Consider the following 13,541-nt stretch of genomic DNA (forward strand, 5'->3'; position numbering starts at 1 on the left):
CGAGCGGAGGACGTCCGTTGAACCGGGAACTCGTCCTGCACGACTGGCTGGTGGCCGCGATCGCACTGGCTGCGGGCGCCGTGGCCGGACTGCTCCTGCGGGCCCTGATGCGCTGGCTGGGCCGGCACGCCGAGCGGACGCGGTGGAGCGGGGACGACATCATCGTCGACGCGCTGCGCACCCTCGCCCCGTGGGCCGCCTTCATCGCCGGCGTCGCCGTGGCCGCCTCGGCCCTGCCGCTCACCACGCGGGTCCTGGGCTTCGTGAACCAGTCGCTGACCGCCGTCCTGATCCTGATCGCCACGTTCGGCGCCGCCCGGGTCGTCGCGGGGCTCGTCCAGTCCGTGGCGGGGGCGCGGACCGGAGTGGCCGGATCCGCGACCATCTTCGTGAACATCACGCGGATCGTGGTGCTCGTGATGGGCGTGCTCGTCGCACTCGAAACCATGGGCGTGTCCATCGCGCCGCTGGTCACGGCACTCGGCGTGGGCGGTCTGGCGGTGGCCCTGGCCTTGCAGGACACGCTCGCCAACCTCTTCGCCGGCGTGCACATCCTCGCCTCGAAGACCGTGCAGCCCGGCGACTACATCCGCCTCAGCAGTGGCGAGGAGGGGTACGTCGTCGACATCAACTGGCGCAACACCGTCGTCCGCAACCTGTCGAACAACCTGGTGATCATCCCCAACGGGCGTCTCGCGCGGACGAACATGACCAACTTCACGCAGCCCGAGCAGCAGCTGTCGATCCTGGTCCAGGTGGGCGTGGGCTACGAGAGCGATCTGGAGCACGTCGAGCAGGTGACCCTGGAGGTCGTCGACACCGTGATGGCCGACATCAACGGCGCGGTCCCCGACCACGAGGGCAAGGTGCGGTTCCACACCTTCGCGGACTCCAGGATCAACTTCACGGTGATTCTGGGCGTCGGCGAGTTCAGCGACCAGTACCGCATCAAGCACGAGTTCATCAAGCGGCTGCACCAGCGGTTCCGGACGGAGGGCATCTCCATCCCCGCTCCCACCCGGACGGTCGCCCTCCAGCAGGACGCCGTACAGGTGCCGGCGCCGGTGCCGCACCAGCGCGAGGCCTCCACGGCCGTCCGCTAGCGCCGGTAGAGCTCCCGGGCGCGGACCTCGTCGAGGGGACGGTCCGGCGGCAGGTGGAGGAAGTACTCCACCTGCCACGCCTGGGTGCAGCCCGCCTGGCGGTTGGTGGTGGAAACCCAGGGCGGATAGACGCGCAGGCCCCGCTTCCCGCCGGCGCCGTCGACAGAGACGACCCCGTGCCGGACGAGCGCGTCCACCGGGAAGACGAACTGGCCGAAACCGTCGTCGTCATGGCTGCCGATGACGAAGAGGTCCACGGGGTCGGCGGTGTCGAAGGGCCGGATGGGCCCGTCCGCGGACCTCTGCCACACGGTGACGAACTGGCCGGCCTTGGCGGGAGTCGTCTTGGCCGCACGGAACCGGACGGGCCGTCCGTCGAGGGCGAAGGCACACGCGGCGTACTCCGCGCCCCCGGCTTCGGGGACCGGCTGCGAGCACGTGAATCCGAACGGGTCGTAGACCCGTTCCTTGGCCACGAGGAGATCGTCGTGGACCCGGGTCGTGTCCGGCCACGGCCGGACACCGGCGGATGGCCGGTGACCGGGCGCGGGCGGGTGATCGGCGGGACGCTCACGGTGGCTCGTCATCCGTTCACCCTGCCACGGACGCCCCGCTCGCAGGGAACCGGGAGGCGCGGCGAGGACGACGACGGTGTCCGGGTACGTCACCCCGCACGCGCCGGACCAGAACATGTCGGCGCGCAGCGACCAGGCGACCCTCACCTGCGCGAAGCAGCCGTGAGCGCTACGCCGGCGCCGGAAGGGTGAGCTCGAAGCGACAGCCGCCGGAGACGTTGCGGACGTGCGCGTGCCCGTCGTGGGCCTCGACGATTCCCCGGACGATCGCCAGGCCCAGGCCCGCGCCGGCCGGAGGCGTGCGGGCGGCGCTGCCACGCCAGCCGGTGTCGAAGACGCGCGGGAGGTCCTCCTCCGGAATGCCGCCGCAGGCGTCAGTGACCGAGAGCACCACGGATCCCTCGCGGGATTCGGCGGCGATCGCGACCGTGCCGTCGGCCGGAGTGTGGCGGATGGCGTTGACCAGCAGGTTCGACAGGACCCGGGTCATCTCCTTGCCGTCGACCTGCACCGGGAGCGGAGCGATGCCGTCGCCGACCAGCCGTACGCCGTGCTCGCGGGCCAGGGCGTCGGTGCCGGCCAGCGCGTCGCCCACGAGGTCGTAGAGGGACATCCGGGTCGGGCTGAGGCTGAGGGCGCCCGCGTGGATGCGGGAGAGCTCGAAGAGGTCGCCGACCATGGAGTTGAGGCGGTCGACCTCGGTGCGGATCTGCCGGTGGTAGCGGGCAGGGTCGGCGGCCATGCCGTCCTCCAGCGCCTCCGACATGGCGCGCAGACCGGCGAGCGGGGTCCGCAGGTCGTGCGAGATCCAGGCCACCAGTTCCCGCCGCGAGGTTTCCAGGGCCCGCTCGCGCTCACGGGACGCGGCCAGGCGTTCGCTGGTCAGGGCCAGTTCGCGGCTGAGCGCGGTGAGTTCGGCGGGGGCGGGCACCGTAGGTGTGGTGAACGTGCCCGCCTCGCCGAAGGCCCGCGCCGCGCGGACGAGTTCACGGCAGCGCAGCACGACCTGCCGGCCGAGCAGCAGGGCGGTGCCCAGCGAGACGGCGGCGGCCACGGCGGTGACCGTGGTCACGACGGCCAGGTCGTGGGAGGAGAGGAACATCGCCCAGGCCACGGTGAGGGTCCCGGCGAGCATCGCGGACACGGCGACGGCGGCGACGACGGTGAGGGAGACGGCGACGCTGCGCCGCCGCAGTATCCGCAGGGCGAGCGCGCCCAGTGCTCCGGCGGCGCCCGCGCCGAGGAGCGCGTACAGGGCGATCAGCAGCAGGTCACTCATGGCCGTCCACCGTCCCGGGAGTCGTGGCGGGTGCGGCGGGGGCGGGGTGGGAGTCGAAGCGGTAGCCGGCGCCCCACACGGTCTGGATCAGCCGGGGGCTCGCCGGATCGTCCTCGATCTTGCCTCGGAGCCTGCGGATGTGGACGGTGACGGTGGACAGGTCACCGAAGTCCCACCCCCAGACCTCGCGCATGAGCCGCTCCCGGTCGCAGACCTGCCCGGGGTGTCGCAGGAAGTACGCGAGGAGGTCGAACTCCCTGAGGGTGAGGGCGAGTTCCGCACCGTCCTTGGTGACCCGGCGGGCCGCCGGGTCCAGGCTCAGGCCGGCCGCGGTGAGCCGGGGCCCGGCGGCGGCCGGTGCGGCGGGGACGGCCCGGCGCAGTACGGACCGGACCCGCAGGACGAGCTCGCGCGGGCTGAAGGGCTTGGTGACGTAGTCGTCCGCGCCGACTTCCAGGCCGAGGATCCGGTCGTCCTCGTCGCCGCGGGCGGTGAGCATGATGACCGGGACGGGCGGGAGCCCCTGCTGCCCGGCTCCGCGCTCGCGGGCCCGGAGCCGCCGGCAGACCTCCAGCCCGTCCATGCCCGGCAGCATCAGGTCGAGGACGACCAGGTCCGGGCGCTGTTCCTCGGCGGCGCGCAGCGCGGCAGGTCCGTCGGCGGCCAGGCGCACGGTGAAGCCGGCCCGGTCGAGGTATCCGGCCACGACCTCCGAGACGGTCGGGTCGTCGTCCACGACCAGGACGCTGCCCAGGGCCCGGTCCCGGGCGTCCGTCCCACCGGTTTCGACGGAGCCGCGGCCCTCGTCCGTGCTGTGCGCATTGCTGACTGCCATGGCCCAAGACTGACATCCGCGCCGGTCCGCGGGTACCGCGGGTTCCCCCGATCCCGCACGGCGTCCGCGTTTCGTAAGGACTGGAAGCCCCTTTCGTCCGCGTCCGGTTCCTACGGTGTGGAGCGTGACTGATTCTGCTTGTGTGCCGCCCCGGGCGGACCTCGTACTGCCGTGCCTCGACGAGGCGGAGGCGCTCCCCTGGGTGCTGGCGCGGGTGCCGGCCGGGTGGCGGGCCATCGTCGTCGACAACGGATCCACCGACGGCTCCGCCGACATCGCCCGTCGGCTGGGCGCGACCGTGGTGCACGAACCCCGGCGCGGTTTCGGCGCCGCCTGCCACGCGGGGCTGCTCGCCGCGCGCGCCGACCTCGTCTGCTTCTGCGACTGCGACGCCTCCCTGGATCCCGGCCTGCTGGCCCCGATGGCGGCCCGGGTCGCGGCCGGCGAGAGCGATCTGCTGCTCGGCCGGCGCCGCCCGCAGGGGCGCGGGGCGTGGCCCCCGCACGCCCGCGCCGGGAACCTCGCGCTGGCGCGGATGCTGCGCCGCCGTACGGGGCTGCGGCTGCACGACCTCGGACCGATGCGGGTCGCGCGCCGCGAGGCGCTGCTGGGCCTGGAGCTGACGGACCGGCGCAGCGGATACCCGCTCCAGATGGTCGTCCGGGCCGCCGACGCGGGCTGGCGGGTGGCCGAGACGGACGTCCCGTACCGGCCGCGCTCGGGGAAGTCGAAGGTCACCGGCACCTGGCGGGGTACCTGGCAGGCGGTCCGGGACATGCGGCGGGTGCTGGCCGAGGCGCCCGGCGCCCGGCCCGTCCCGGACGGCGGGATCCCCGCATGAGCACCCACACGGAACCCGCGGGCACCCTCCTCGTCGTCGCCAAGGCGCCGGTCCCGGGCCGGGTCAAGACGCGTCTGACCCCGTACTTCACCCCGCAGCAGGCCGCGGGCCTGGCCTGCGCCGCGCTCCGGGACACCCTGGACGCGGTGCTGGCCGCTCCGGCCCGGCGGCGGGTCCTCTGCCTCGACGGCGCGCCGGGGCCCTGGCTGCCCGGAGGCATCGAGGTGGTGCCGCAGGGCTCGGGCGGACTCGACGCCCGGCTGGCCGCGGCCTTCGCCCTGTGCGACGGTCCGGCGCTGCTGATCGGCATGGACACCCCGCAGGTGACCCCGGAGCTCCTCGCGGAGGGCCTCGACTTCACCGGTGCGGACGCCTGGTTCGGTCCGGCCCCGGACGGCGGTTTCTGGGCCCTCGGGCTCGCCGAGCCCGACCCGGCGCTGCTGCTGGGCGTCCCCATGTCCGTCCCGCACACCGGTCGGGTGCAGCGCCTGCGGCTGACGGAGTCCGGCCGGACCGTACGGGACCTCCCGGCGCTGCGGGACGTGGACACTCCGGACGATGCCGTCCGGGTCGCGGCCCGCGCGCCGGGGACCCGGTTCGCCGCCCTGCACGCCGAACTGTGCGCGGGCGTACGGTGACCGCGCAGCTGGCGGAGCCCGCCGGGGCCTGGCGGGCCGATCCGTACGCCGACGCCCTGCGCACCGGCCGGGGGCCCCTCTACCTGCGCCGCAGCGACGGCTGGCTGCTGCCGCTGGAGGTGGAGCGCTGGTGTGCCGAGCCCGACAGCGCCGATGCCACCGTGCTGGCCCGCTGCCGCGGCCCGGTCCTCGACATAGGCTGCGGACCCGGCCGGCTGGTCGCCGCCCTCGCCCGCCTCGGGCACACGGCGCTGGGCGTGGACGTCACCCCGGAGGCCGTGGCCCGTACGGTGCGCACCGGCGGCAGCGCGCTGTGCCGGTCCGTGTTCGACCCGCTGCCCCGCGAGGGCCGCTGGGGGACGGTCCTGCTGATCGACGGGAACATCGGCATCGGCGGGGATCCCGGCGCACTGCTGCGCCGGGCCGCCGGGCTCGCCGCCCCGGACGGTTCCCTGCTGGTGGAGGTGGCCGCGGTGGACGTCGACGAACGCGTCGAGGTGCACGTCGACGACGGCCACGGCGGCCGCGGGGCGCCGTTCGCCTGGGCCCGGCTCGGCGCGCGTGCGCTGCGCGCCGAGGCGGTGGACGCGGGCTGGACCCGGGCGCTGACCTGGCAGGCCGAGGGCCGCACGTTCGTACAGCTGCGGCGCTGACCGGCGGCCGCGACCCTCGGCCCTGACCGCCGGCCGGGGCATGCGCAAACGGCTGACGCGACACCGCGTCAGCCGTTTGCGCGTGTCCAGCGGCTCAGGGCCGCCGGCGCGGCCCGCGCAGCGCCGCGCGCGCCCCGGCGTACAACGCTGCGGCCACGGCGACGGCCGCCATGGTCAGCAGCCAGTTGCGCAGGTAGTCCAGCGGCAGCACCGTCGCGTTGGCCACCCCGCCCGGCCGCAGCAGCGGCGGCAGGGCGATCGCCGTCAGGGAGCCCGCGACGATCAGGGCGGCGCGCGGGACCCCGCGCAGGCGCAGGCCCGCGGCGCCGGCGAGTGCGGCGACCGCGAACACGAGCGGCGCGATCAGTGCGTCGTGCAGGACCACGGCGCCCGCGAGCCACAGGGCGATCCGCCAGGGCGAGGGCTGCTGGACCAGCAGCGCGCCGCCGACGCCCATCAGGGCCAGCCCCAGCCCGGCCACCACGTACCGGTACCCCATCACGCCACCTCCAGTCGGCCGACCCACTTGGTCTGGAGCACGCCGGGCCGGTCGGGCGCGATGATCCGCGCCGGGTAGCCGTGGTCCAGGGAGAGCTCCTCGCCGTTCAGGCGCAACGCCAGCAGGGTGAGCGGGTCCTGCGCGTAGTGGCGTCCCATCTCCATCACCCGGTACGCCCCTGCGGCCTCCAGCGACACCACCCGGGCCCGGGCGTCGGGGCCGCCCCCGGCGCGCTCCAGCAGGTCGCGCACCCGCACCCCGGTCCAGCGGGCGTTCCTGCTCCAGCCCTCGACGCACGCGATGGGCAACGTCACCTCGTGCTGCGGCAGCGCGCGCAGTTCGTCGAGGCCGAGGGTGTACGGGCGCGGGCCGGCGACGGTCAGCCGCCAGTCGCGCAGCGAGGCCTCGGTGACCCGGGCCGCGTCCGCCGTCCGGTTCACCGGCAGCCCCTGCGGTCCTGCGGCGGGATCGCGCGGGGCGAACAGGTCGAGCCGGCCGAGCGCGGAGACGGACTGCCCGGCGGTCGTCAGCGTCACCGCCCCCACGCCGGCGGCGACCGCGGCGAGCAGCGTGCGCCGGTCCGGGCCGGCCGCCTCGGGCAGAACGAGCGTCCCCGGGGAACGGCGGGTCCAATGCGCGTGGATCTGCGGCCACTTCACCGCGACGTGCAGCATCAGCGCGCCGATCAGGAGCCAGGCCAGCGCGAAGTGCACGGGGACGAAGGAGAAGGGCCAGGGGTACCACTGGAAGGTGTTCAGCAGCCCGCTGAACAGCTCGAACACCCCGGCCGCCACGAGCACCGCCACGGCGGCCCGCTCCAGCGCCTGCCGCACCGACCGGAACGGCGGCCATGCGAACAGCCTCGGGTACACGGCCCACAGCTTCGCCAGGAGCAGCGGGATCGCCGCGATCCCGGAGACCACGTGGAGTCCCTGGGTGAACCGGTAGCCCCAGTACGGGCGGCTCGGCAGCCGGTCGGCGAGCCAGACGGGCGGGTGCTGGAAGAAGTGGCTGAGCACTCCGGTCGTGAAACACACGGCGAAGGCGAGCCCGAGCAGACGGCCGAGGACGGTCGCGGTACGGGCGTCGTGCAAGCGCGCCTTGAACGTGACGGGCGGGCCGGAAGGGAATCGGAGGGGGAAGCGCATGCAGCCATGACACCCCCGAGTCGGCGTGTGCGGGAGGTTCGGACACCTTACGAAACACGGACATGGGAGGCTCAGGGCCCCGTTGCGGGGCCCTGGCCTGGAACGCTGCGGGGGTGAACCTGCGTACCTCCCCCGGCGTCTGCGCCGTCGCCGCCCTCCTCGCCGCCCTCGTCGCCGCCCTGGTGTGGACCGTCCGCCACGACGGCTACTTCACCGACCCCGCCGGACTGTCCTGGCGGTACGCGGCCTGCTGGGCGCTGTTCACCGTCGCCCTGCTCGCGCTGCGCCGGGTCCCGGCCGCCGCCGTCGTGCCGCTGGTGCTGGCGGGGGCCGTCGCGGTGACGGCGACGGGGCTGGTGGCGCCGCCCCGGACCAGCACCGACTCGTACCGCTACGCCTGGGACGGCCGGGTCCAGTCCGCCGGCATCTCCCCGTACGACCACGCACCGCAGGACCCCGCACTGAGCCGGCTCCGCGATGCGTGGCTGTTCCCCACGGGAGCCGCCGCCTGCGCGGGCCCGGACCGGGCACGCATCCCGCAGACCGGCGCCCCGGAGCACCCGGGGACGACGGACGACGCCGGGAACACCGGCGGCGGCGCGCTCTGCACCCGGATCAACCGGCCCGCCGTGCACACGATCTACCCGCCGGTCGCCGAGGTGTACTTCCTGGCCGTCGACCGGCTCTCCCCCGGCGGCGCCCGGCACAAGCCGCTGCAGACCGGGGCCGGGCTGCTGTCCCTCGCCGTGACGGGCGCGCTGCTGCTGATCCTGCGCCGCCGGGGCACGGACCCGCGCAGGGCCGCGTACTGGGCGTGGTGTCCCGCCGTACCGATCGAGGCGGTCAACAACGCGCACGTCGACGTACTGGGGGTGCTGCTCGCGGTGGCCGGGCTCGGGCTGGTGGCCGCGCCGGGGCTGGGCCGCCGGGCCTGCGGCGGGCTGGTCCTCGGCGCCGCCGTCGCCACCAAGCTGATGCCGGCGGTCGTCCTCCCGGGAGCCCTGTCCGGGGTGCGCCGGGTGCGGGACGCGGTCGCCGTGCTGCTGCCGGCCGCCGTGGTGACGCTGCTCGCGTACCTGCCGTACGTCCTGCTCTCGCACGGTTCCGTCTTCGGCTACCTCGGCGGCTACGTGGCGGAGGAGGGGTACGAGGACCCCTCCTCCGGCTCCCGTTACGCACTGCTGCGGCTGGTGCTCCCGGACGCCTGGGCTCTGCCGGCACTGCTCGCCGCGATGGCGGCGGTGACCGGGTACGTCCTGTGGCGCGGGGACCCCCGGCGGCCGTGGAGCGGCGCGCTGCTGGTGACGGGGTGGGCGTTCGCGCTGCTCACGCCCGGATATTCGTGGTACGCCCTGCTGCTCGTCGCGCTCGTGGCGCTGGACGGGCGCTGGGAGTGGCTGGGCATCGCGGTCGCGGGCCCCGCCGTCTACGTGACGGGCCGGGTGTTCGGCTCGCGCGAGGCGGTGAGTGCCACGGCGTACGGTCTCGCGGTGCTGCTGGTGCTCGTGGTGACGGTGGTGCGCAGGCGTTCGCTCGGCGCCACCGGGCGCCGCCGTTGACGCGTCAGGGCCGGTCGTACCAGGAGAAGGCGGTGATCCGCCAGCCGTCCGGGGTGCGGACGAACTGGATGGTCTTGGTCCCGGCCCCTTCGAACGGCTCGCCGTCGAGGATCCCGGACTTGCGGTACTCGCCGAACCGCGACGCGATGTCCCCCGCGATGTCGGTGCGTTCGGAGGTCTCCCACTCGGAGAACTCGACCAGCCGGCCGTCGCCGAGGAGCTTGCGGCGGGGTTCGACGAACTCGTCGACGGTGTAGACCGTGAGCTCCGGACCGGTCTTGACGATCACTGCGCCCGGCAGGGTCAGCCGCCGGATCCGCTCCACGTCGGCGGCCCTGCCGCCCCGGTTGTCGAAGGCGCCGAAGAACTCGGCGGTCAGCGCGTCTATTTCGGCCTTGGACATGGCGCGACGCTAGCACGCGTGCGCGCGGCGGCGTGCCGGATCTGCGCGGGCCTCCCTCGCCGGCGGCCGGATGCGCGATCCTGCTCGGTCCGCCGGGGTTTCGAGCAGCTCTTGACATGCACGCGCCACTGCGCTGCACTGTGGCCCACGTCCCCCGGCGTCCGCCGCCGGACGCAGCAGCACCCCTGAGACCCCCATCCCTCCCGAGACCTGGGGCTTGCCATGCGTGTGCTCGGACTGCTGATCGCCGCCGTCTGCGCGGTGTCCGCACTCTCCTCACCCGGTGTCGCCGTCGCCGGACCCGCCCCGGCGGGTGCCGCTGCCGGGCCGCCGCAGACCGTTCCGGCGCTGCGGCAGTGGACGGCCGGCACCGGGGCCTACACCTTCACCGCGCAGACCCGGATCGTCGTCGATCCCGCCTCCGCCGCCGAACTGTCCGACGAGGCGGCCACGTTCGCCGAGGACCTGGGGGCGATGGCCGGGCGTCCCGTCGCCGTCGTCACCGCAGTCCCCTCCCCCGGTGACATCGCGCTCGGGCTCGGGGAGCCCGGGCTGTCCGCCGAGGGCTACCGGCTGACCATCGGGCCGTCCCTCACCATCCGGGCCGGAACCGACGCCGGCGCCTTCTACGGCACCCGCACCGCGCTCCAGTTGCTGCACCAGTCGGCCTCCGTGCCCGCCGGCACCGCGGTGGACTGGCCCGCCAAGGCGGAACGCGGGCTCATGATCGACCAGGGCAGGAAGTTCTTCACCGTCGACTGGGTCAGGCAGCACATCAAGGAGCTGGCCTACCTCAAGCTCAACTACTTCCACTTCCACCTGTCCGACACCTTCGGCTTCCGCCTGGAGAGCTCCACCCACCCGGAAATCGTCTCCACCGACCACTACTCCCGGCAGGACATCGCCGATCTCGTCGCGCTCGGGCAGAAGTACCACGTCACGATCGTTCCCGAGATCGACACTCCGGGGCACATGAACGCCGTGCTGGCGGCCCACCCCGAGCTCAGGCTCAAGAACAGCTCCGGCGCGGCCAGCCCCGACTTCATCGACCTCTCGCTGCCGGCCTCGTACGCCCTCGTCAAGGACCTGCTGAACGAGTACCTGCCGCTGTTCCCCGCCCCGTACTGGCACATCGGCGCGGACGAGTACGTCACCGACTACGCCGCGTACCCGCAGCTGCTCGGCTACGCCCGCGCGCACTACGGAGCCGGCGCCACCGCCAAGGACACCTACTACGGGTTCGTGAACTGGGCCGACGACCTGGTCCGGGCGAGCGGCAAGACGACCCGTATGTGGAACGACGGCATCAAGGCGGGCGACGGCACCGTCACTCCGCACGCCGGCATCCTCGTCGAGTACTGGTACAGCTACGGACTCACCCCGCAGCAGCTGGCCGCGGCCGGCCACACCGTCGCCAACGCGTCCTGGACACCCACCTATTACGTCCTCGGTGGCGCCAAACCCGACACCAGGTGGATGTACGAGACCTGGACCCCCGACCGCTTCGAGGGCGGCGCCACCCTCACCGACCCCTCGAAGAACCCCGGTTCGCTGCTCCACGTGTGGTGCGACAACCCCGCCGCCGAGACGCAGGACCAGATCGCCGCGGGCATCATGTACCCGCTGCGCGTCCTGGCCCAGCAGACCTGGGGCTCGCCGAAGCCCGCGGCCGCGTACGCCGCGTTCACCCCGATCGCGGCCGCCGTCGGGCACAACCCCGCCTGGCCGGGGCTCGCGCAGCCCGGCAACCTCGCCCGCAACCGGCCGACCACCGCCTCCAGCACCGAGACCGCCGCCTTCCCCGCCTCCGCGGCCACCGACGGCGACGGCGGCACCCGCTGGTCCAGCGCGTACACGGACCCGCAGTGGCTCCAGGTCGACCTGGGATCGAGCCAGGCCGTCGGCCGGGTGGTGCTGCGCTGGGAGGCTGCGTACGGCAGGGCATTCCGGATCCAGCTCTCCGACGACGCCGCCACGTGGCGCACCGTGTACTCCACCACGACGGGCGCCGGCGGGGTGCAGGAGCTCACGGGTCTCTCCGGATCGGGCCGCTACGTCCGCGTGTACGGGACCACGCGCGGCACCGCGTACGGCTACTCGCTGTACGAGTTCGAGGTGTACGGCGGCCCGTTGAGCGGCACCCGCACCCTCAGCGCGGCCGGCAAGGCCCTGGACGACCCGGCGAGCTCCAGCGCCTCCGGCACCCAGCTGATCACCTGGACCCCGCACGGCGGCCCCAACCAGCAGTGGCGGCTGGTCCTCGGCGGCGACGGCGCCTACTCCATGGCCAACGGCTCGTCCGGGCTCTGCGCGGACGTCGCGGGCGGCTCCACCGCCGCCGGTGCGGCCGTCGTCCAGGCGAACTGCACGGGCGGCGACAGCCAGCGCTGGCTGATCACCGCCGTGGGCGGGGGCGAGTACACGGTGGCCAACAAGGGGAGCACGCTCCTGCTGACCACCGCATCCGCAGCGGACGGCGCCCCGGCCACCCAGCAGCCCGATTCCGGTTCGGGCTACCAGCGGTGGCGTATCGGCTGACCGGCCGGACTCCGGATCACGGCCGTCCCCCGGCCACGGCACCGCCGGGGGACGGCGCGGCCGCGAGCCGTGGAACACCCTGTCCACGGCGCGCGTTGTGCGGGAGATGAAGGATCCTCAGCACCGCCACGCCCGCATCCAGAAGGAGTTACGCGTGAACCAGTCCGATGCCCCGCTGGTCCTCGATCCCGCCGGCGCCGACCGGCACGCCGAGCACCGGATGCTGCGCGCCCAGGGGCCCGCGGCCCGCGTCGACGTCCTCGGGGTGGCGGCGTGGGCCGTCACCGACCCGGTCCTGCTGAAGGAACTGCTCACCAGTCCGGACGTGTCCAAGGACGCCCGTGCGCACTGGCCGGAGTTCGAGCAGGCGGTGCAGACGTGGCCGCTCGCCCTCTGGGTCGCCGTGACCAACATGTTCACCGCCTACGGTGCCGATCACCGGCGGCTGCGGCGGATGGTGGCCCCCGCGTTCAGCGCCCGCCGCGTCGCGCTGCTCCGCGAGACGGTGGAGGGCATCGTCGCCGGCCTCCTCGACGAGCTCGCGGCCCTGCCGCCCGGCGCGGTGGCGGACCTGCGCGAACGACTGGCCTACCCGCTGCCCATCGCGGTCATCGGGCACCTCATGGGGCTCCCCCGGGAACAGCGCGGCGAGTTCCGTTCCGTGGTGGACGGCGTCTTCGACACGACCCTCACCCCCGAGGAGGCCGCCGCGAACGCGGTCCGGGCCTACGAGATGCTCGGCCGGCTCGTCGCCGCCAAGCGCGCCCAGCCCGGCGACGACATGACCTCGCTCCTCATCGCCGCCCGCGACGAGGAGGGCGACGGCTCCGCGCTCTCCGACACCGAGCTGGCCGACACCCTGTTCCTGATGATCAGTGCCGGCTACGAGACGACCGTGAACGTCATCGACCAGGCGGTCACCGCCCTGCTCACGCACCCCGGCCAGCTGGAGCACGTCCGGTCCGGGCGCAGCAGCTGGGGTGACGTCGTCGAGGAGACCCTGCGCCACGAGTCGGCGGTCAAGCACCTGCCGATGCGTTTCGCGCTGGCCGACCTGCCCCTGCCCGACGGACGGACCATCGCCAAGGGGGAGGCGATCCTCGCCTCGTACGCCGCCGCCAACCGGCACCCCGACTGGCACGGCCCGGACGCCGACGTCTTCGACGTCACCCGGGTCACCAAGGACCACCTCGCCTTCGGGCACGGGGTCCACTTCTGCCTCGGCGCGCCGCTGGCCCGGCTCGAAGTCGCGTCCGCCCTCGAAGCGCTGTTCCGCCGCTTCCCCGAGATCGGGCTGGCTGTTCCCGCCGAGGAGCTGCGGCCCGTCACCTCCCTGATCAGCAACGGCCACCGGACGCTGCCCGTCCGGCTGGGGCCGCCCGCCTGACCCGCTGACCGCACCCGGTGCGGGCCCGCGGCTTCCGGTCCGGAGCGGGCTGCCCGCGCGAAGAGCGAACGCCGCCCGAAGTT

At 74.1% G+C, this 13,541-nt stretch carries 13 protein-coding genes; 7 read left to right on the forward strand and 6 right to left on the reverse strand.

Annotation, left to right across the window (positions count from 1 at the left end; all coding sequences use genetic code 11):
* The first annotated feature begins 17 nt into the window (after positions 1-17).
* Entirely contained in the window at positions 18-1,103 is a 1,086-nt protein-coding gene (locus tag ACIPK4_RS23105; protein ID WP_402315454.1) for a mechanosensitive ion channel family protein, read from the forward strand.
* Here the strand turns inward: ACIPK4_RS23105 and ACIPK4_RS23110 are convergent.
* The 3 genes from ACIPK4_RS23110 to ACIPK4_RS23120 form a co-directional block, all read right to left on the reverse strand.
* Positions 1,100-1,690, reverse strand: coding sequence for a MepB family protein (locus ACIPK4_RS23110; protein WP_402315456.1), 591 nt, complete (start codon positions 1,688-1,690; stop codon positions 1,100-1,102). The genes ACIPK4_RS23105 and ACIPK4_RS23110 overlap by 4 nt on opposite strands.
* A 157-nt stretch (positions 1,691-1,847) precedes the next feature.
* Positions 1,848-2,957, reverse strand: a complete 1,110-nt coding sequence (locus ACIPK4_RS23115) for a sensor histidine kinase KdpD (RefSeq protein WP_054221550.1) — start codon at positions 2,955-2,957, stop codon at positions 1,848-1,850.
* Positions 2,950-3,792 carry a response regulator transcription factor gene (locus tag ACIPK4_RS23120; protein WP_402315458.1) on the reverse strand — a complete coding sequence of 281 codons (843 nt, stop codon included), beginning with the start codon at positions 3,790-3,792 and terminating at the stop codon, positions 2,950-2,952. The genes ACIPK4_RS23115 and ACIPK4_RS23120 overlap by 8 nt, the downstream gene beginning before the upstream one ends.
* 124 nt (positions 3,793-3,916) lie before the next feature.
* On the opposite strand from ACIPK4_RS23120, the gene ACIPK4_RS23125 reads away from it, so the two are divergent.
* The 3 genes from ACIPK4_RS23125 to ACIPK4_RS23135 are packed head-to-tail and all read left to right on the forward strand — an operon-like array spanning position 3,917 to position 5,924.
* Positions 3,917-4,633 (forward strand): glycosyltransferase family 2 protein, encoded by a 717-nt coding sequence (locus ACIPK4_RS23125; RefSeq protein WP_376202973.1) that lies wholly within the window; start codon positions 3,917-3,919, stop codon positions 4,631-4,633.
* Positions 4,630-5,271, forward strand: a complete 642-nt coding sequence (locus ACIPK4_RS23130; RefSeq protein ID WP_402315460.1) for a DUF2064 domain-containing protein — start codon at positions 4,630-4,632, stop codon at positions 5,269-5,271. The genes ACIPK4_RS23125 and ACIPK4_RS23130 overlap by 4 nt, the downstream gene beginning before the upstream one ends.
* The gene (locus ACIPK4_RS23135) at positions 5,253-5,924 is read left to right on the forward strand and encodes a class I SAM-dependent methyltransferase (RefSeq protein ID WP_402315462.1); all 672 of its coding nucleotides are present in this window, start codon (positions 5,253-5,255) and stop codon (positions 5,922-5,924) included. The genes ACIPK4_RS23130 and ACIPK4_RS23135 overlap by 19 nt, the downstream gene beginning before the upstream one ends.
* A gap of 94 nt (positions 5,925-6,018) precedes the next feature.
* On the opposite strand, the gene ACIPK4_RS23140 is transcribed toward ACIPK4_RS23135, so the two are convergent.
* On the reverse strand, positions 6,019-6,423 hold the full coding sequence (locus ACIPK4_RS23140; RefSeq protein WP_402315464.1) for a hypothetical protein: 405 nt from the start codon (positions 6,421-6,423) through the stop codon (positions 6,019-6,021).
* Positions 6,423-7,571 (reverse strand): molybdopterin-dependent oxidoreductase, encoded by a 1,149-nt coding sequence (locus tag ACIPK4_RS23145; RefSeq protein WP_402315466.1) that lies wholly within the window; start codon positions 7,569-7,571, stop codon positions 6,423-6,425. Before ACIPK4_RS23145 ends, ACIPK4_RS23140 begins: the two co-directional genes overlap by 1 nt.
* A 113-nt stretch (positions 7,572-7,684) precedes the next feature.
* On the opposite strand from ACIPK4_RS23145, the gene ACIPK4_RS23150 reads away from it, so the two are divergent.
* A complete protein-coding gene (locus tag ACIPK4_RS23150; protein WP_402315468.1) occupies positions 7,685-9,130 on the forward strand; it encodes a glycosyltransferase 87 family protein in 1,446 nt (481 codons plus the stop codon).
* A 4-nt stretch (positions 9,131-9,134) separates the two neighbouring features.
* Here the strand turns inward: ACIPK4_RS23150 and ACIPK4_RS23155 are convergent, their stop codons facing one another.
* A complete protein-coding gene (locus ACIPK4_RS23155; protein WP_402315469.1) occupies positions 9,135-9,533 on the reverse strand; it encodes a DUF4440 domain-containing protein in 399 nt (132 codons plus the stop codon).
* Between the two features lie 222 nt (positions 9,534-9,755).
* On the opposite strand from ACIPK4_RS23155, the gene ACIPK4_RS23160 reads away from it, so the two are divergent.
* Both ACIPK4_RS23160 and ACIPK4_RS23165 read left to right on the forward strand, forming a co-directional pair.
* A complete protein-coding gene (locus tag ACIPK4_RS23160) occupies positions 9,756-12,071 on the forward strand; it encodes a family 20 glycosylhydrolase (protein ID WP_402315472.1) in 2,316 nt (771 codons plus the stop codon).
* Between the two features lie 220 nt (positions 12,072-12,291).
* Positions 12,292-13,458 (forward strand): cytochrome P450, encoded by a 1,167-nt coding sequence (locus ACIPK4_RS23165; protein ID WP_402315791.1) that lies wholly within the window; start codon positions 12,292-12,294, stop codon positions 13,456-13,458.
* Positions 13,459-13,541: the final 83 nt, after the last annotated feature.

Origin of the sequence: Streptomyces sp. NPDC086989 (genome assembly GCF_044745505.1) — a bacterium.
GTDB lineage: Bacteria > Actinomycetota > Actinomycetes > Streptomycetales > Streptomycetaceae > Streptomyces.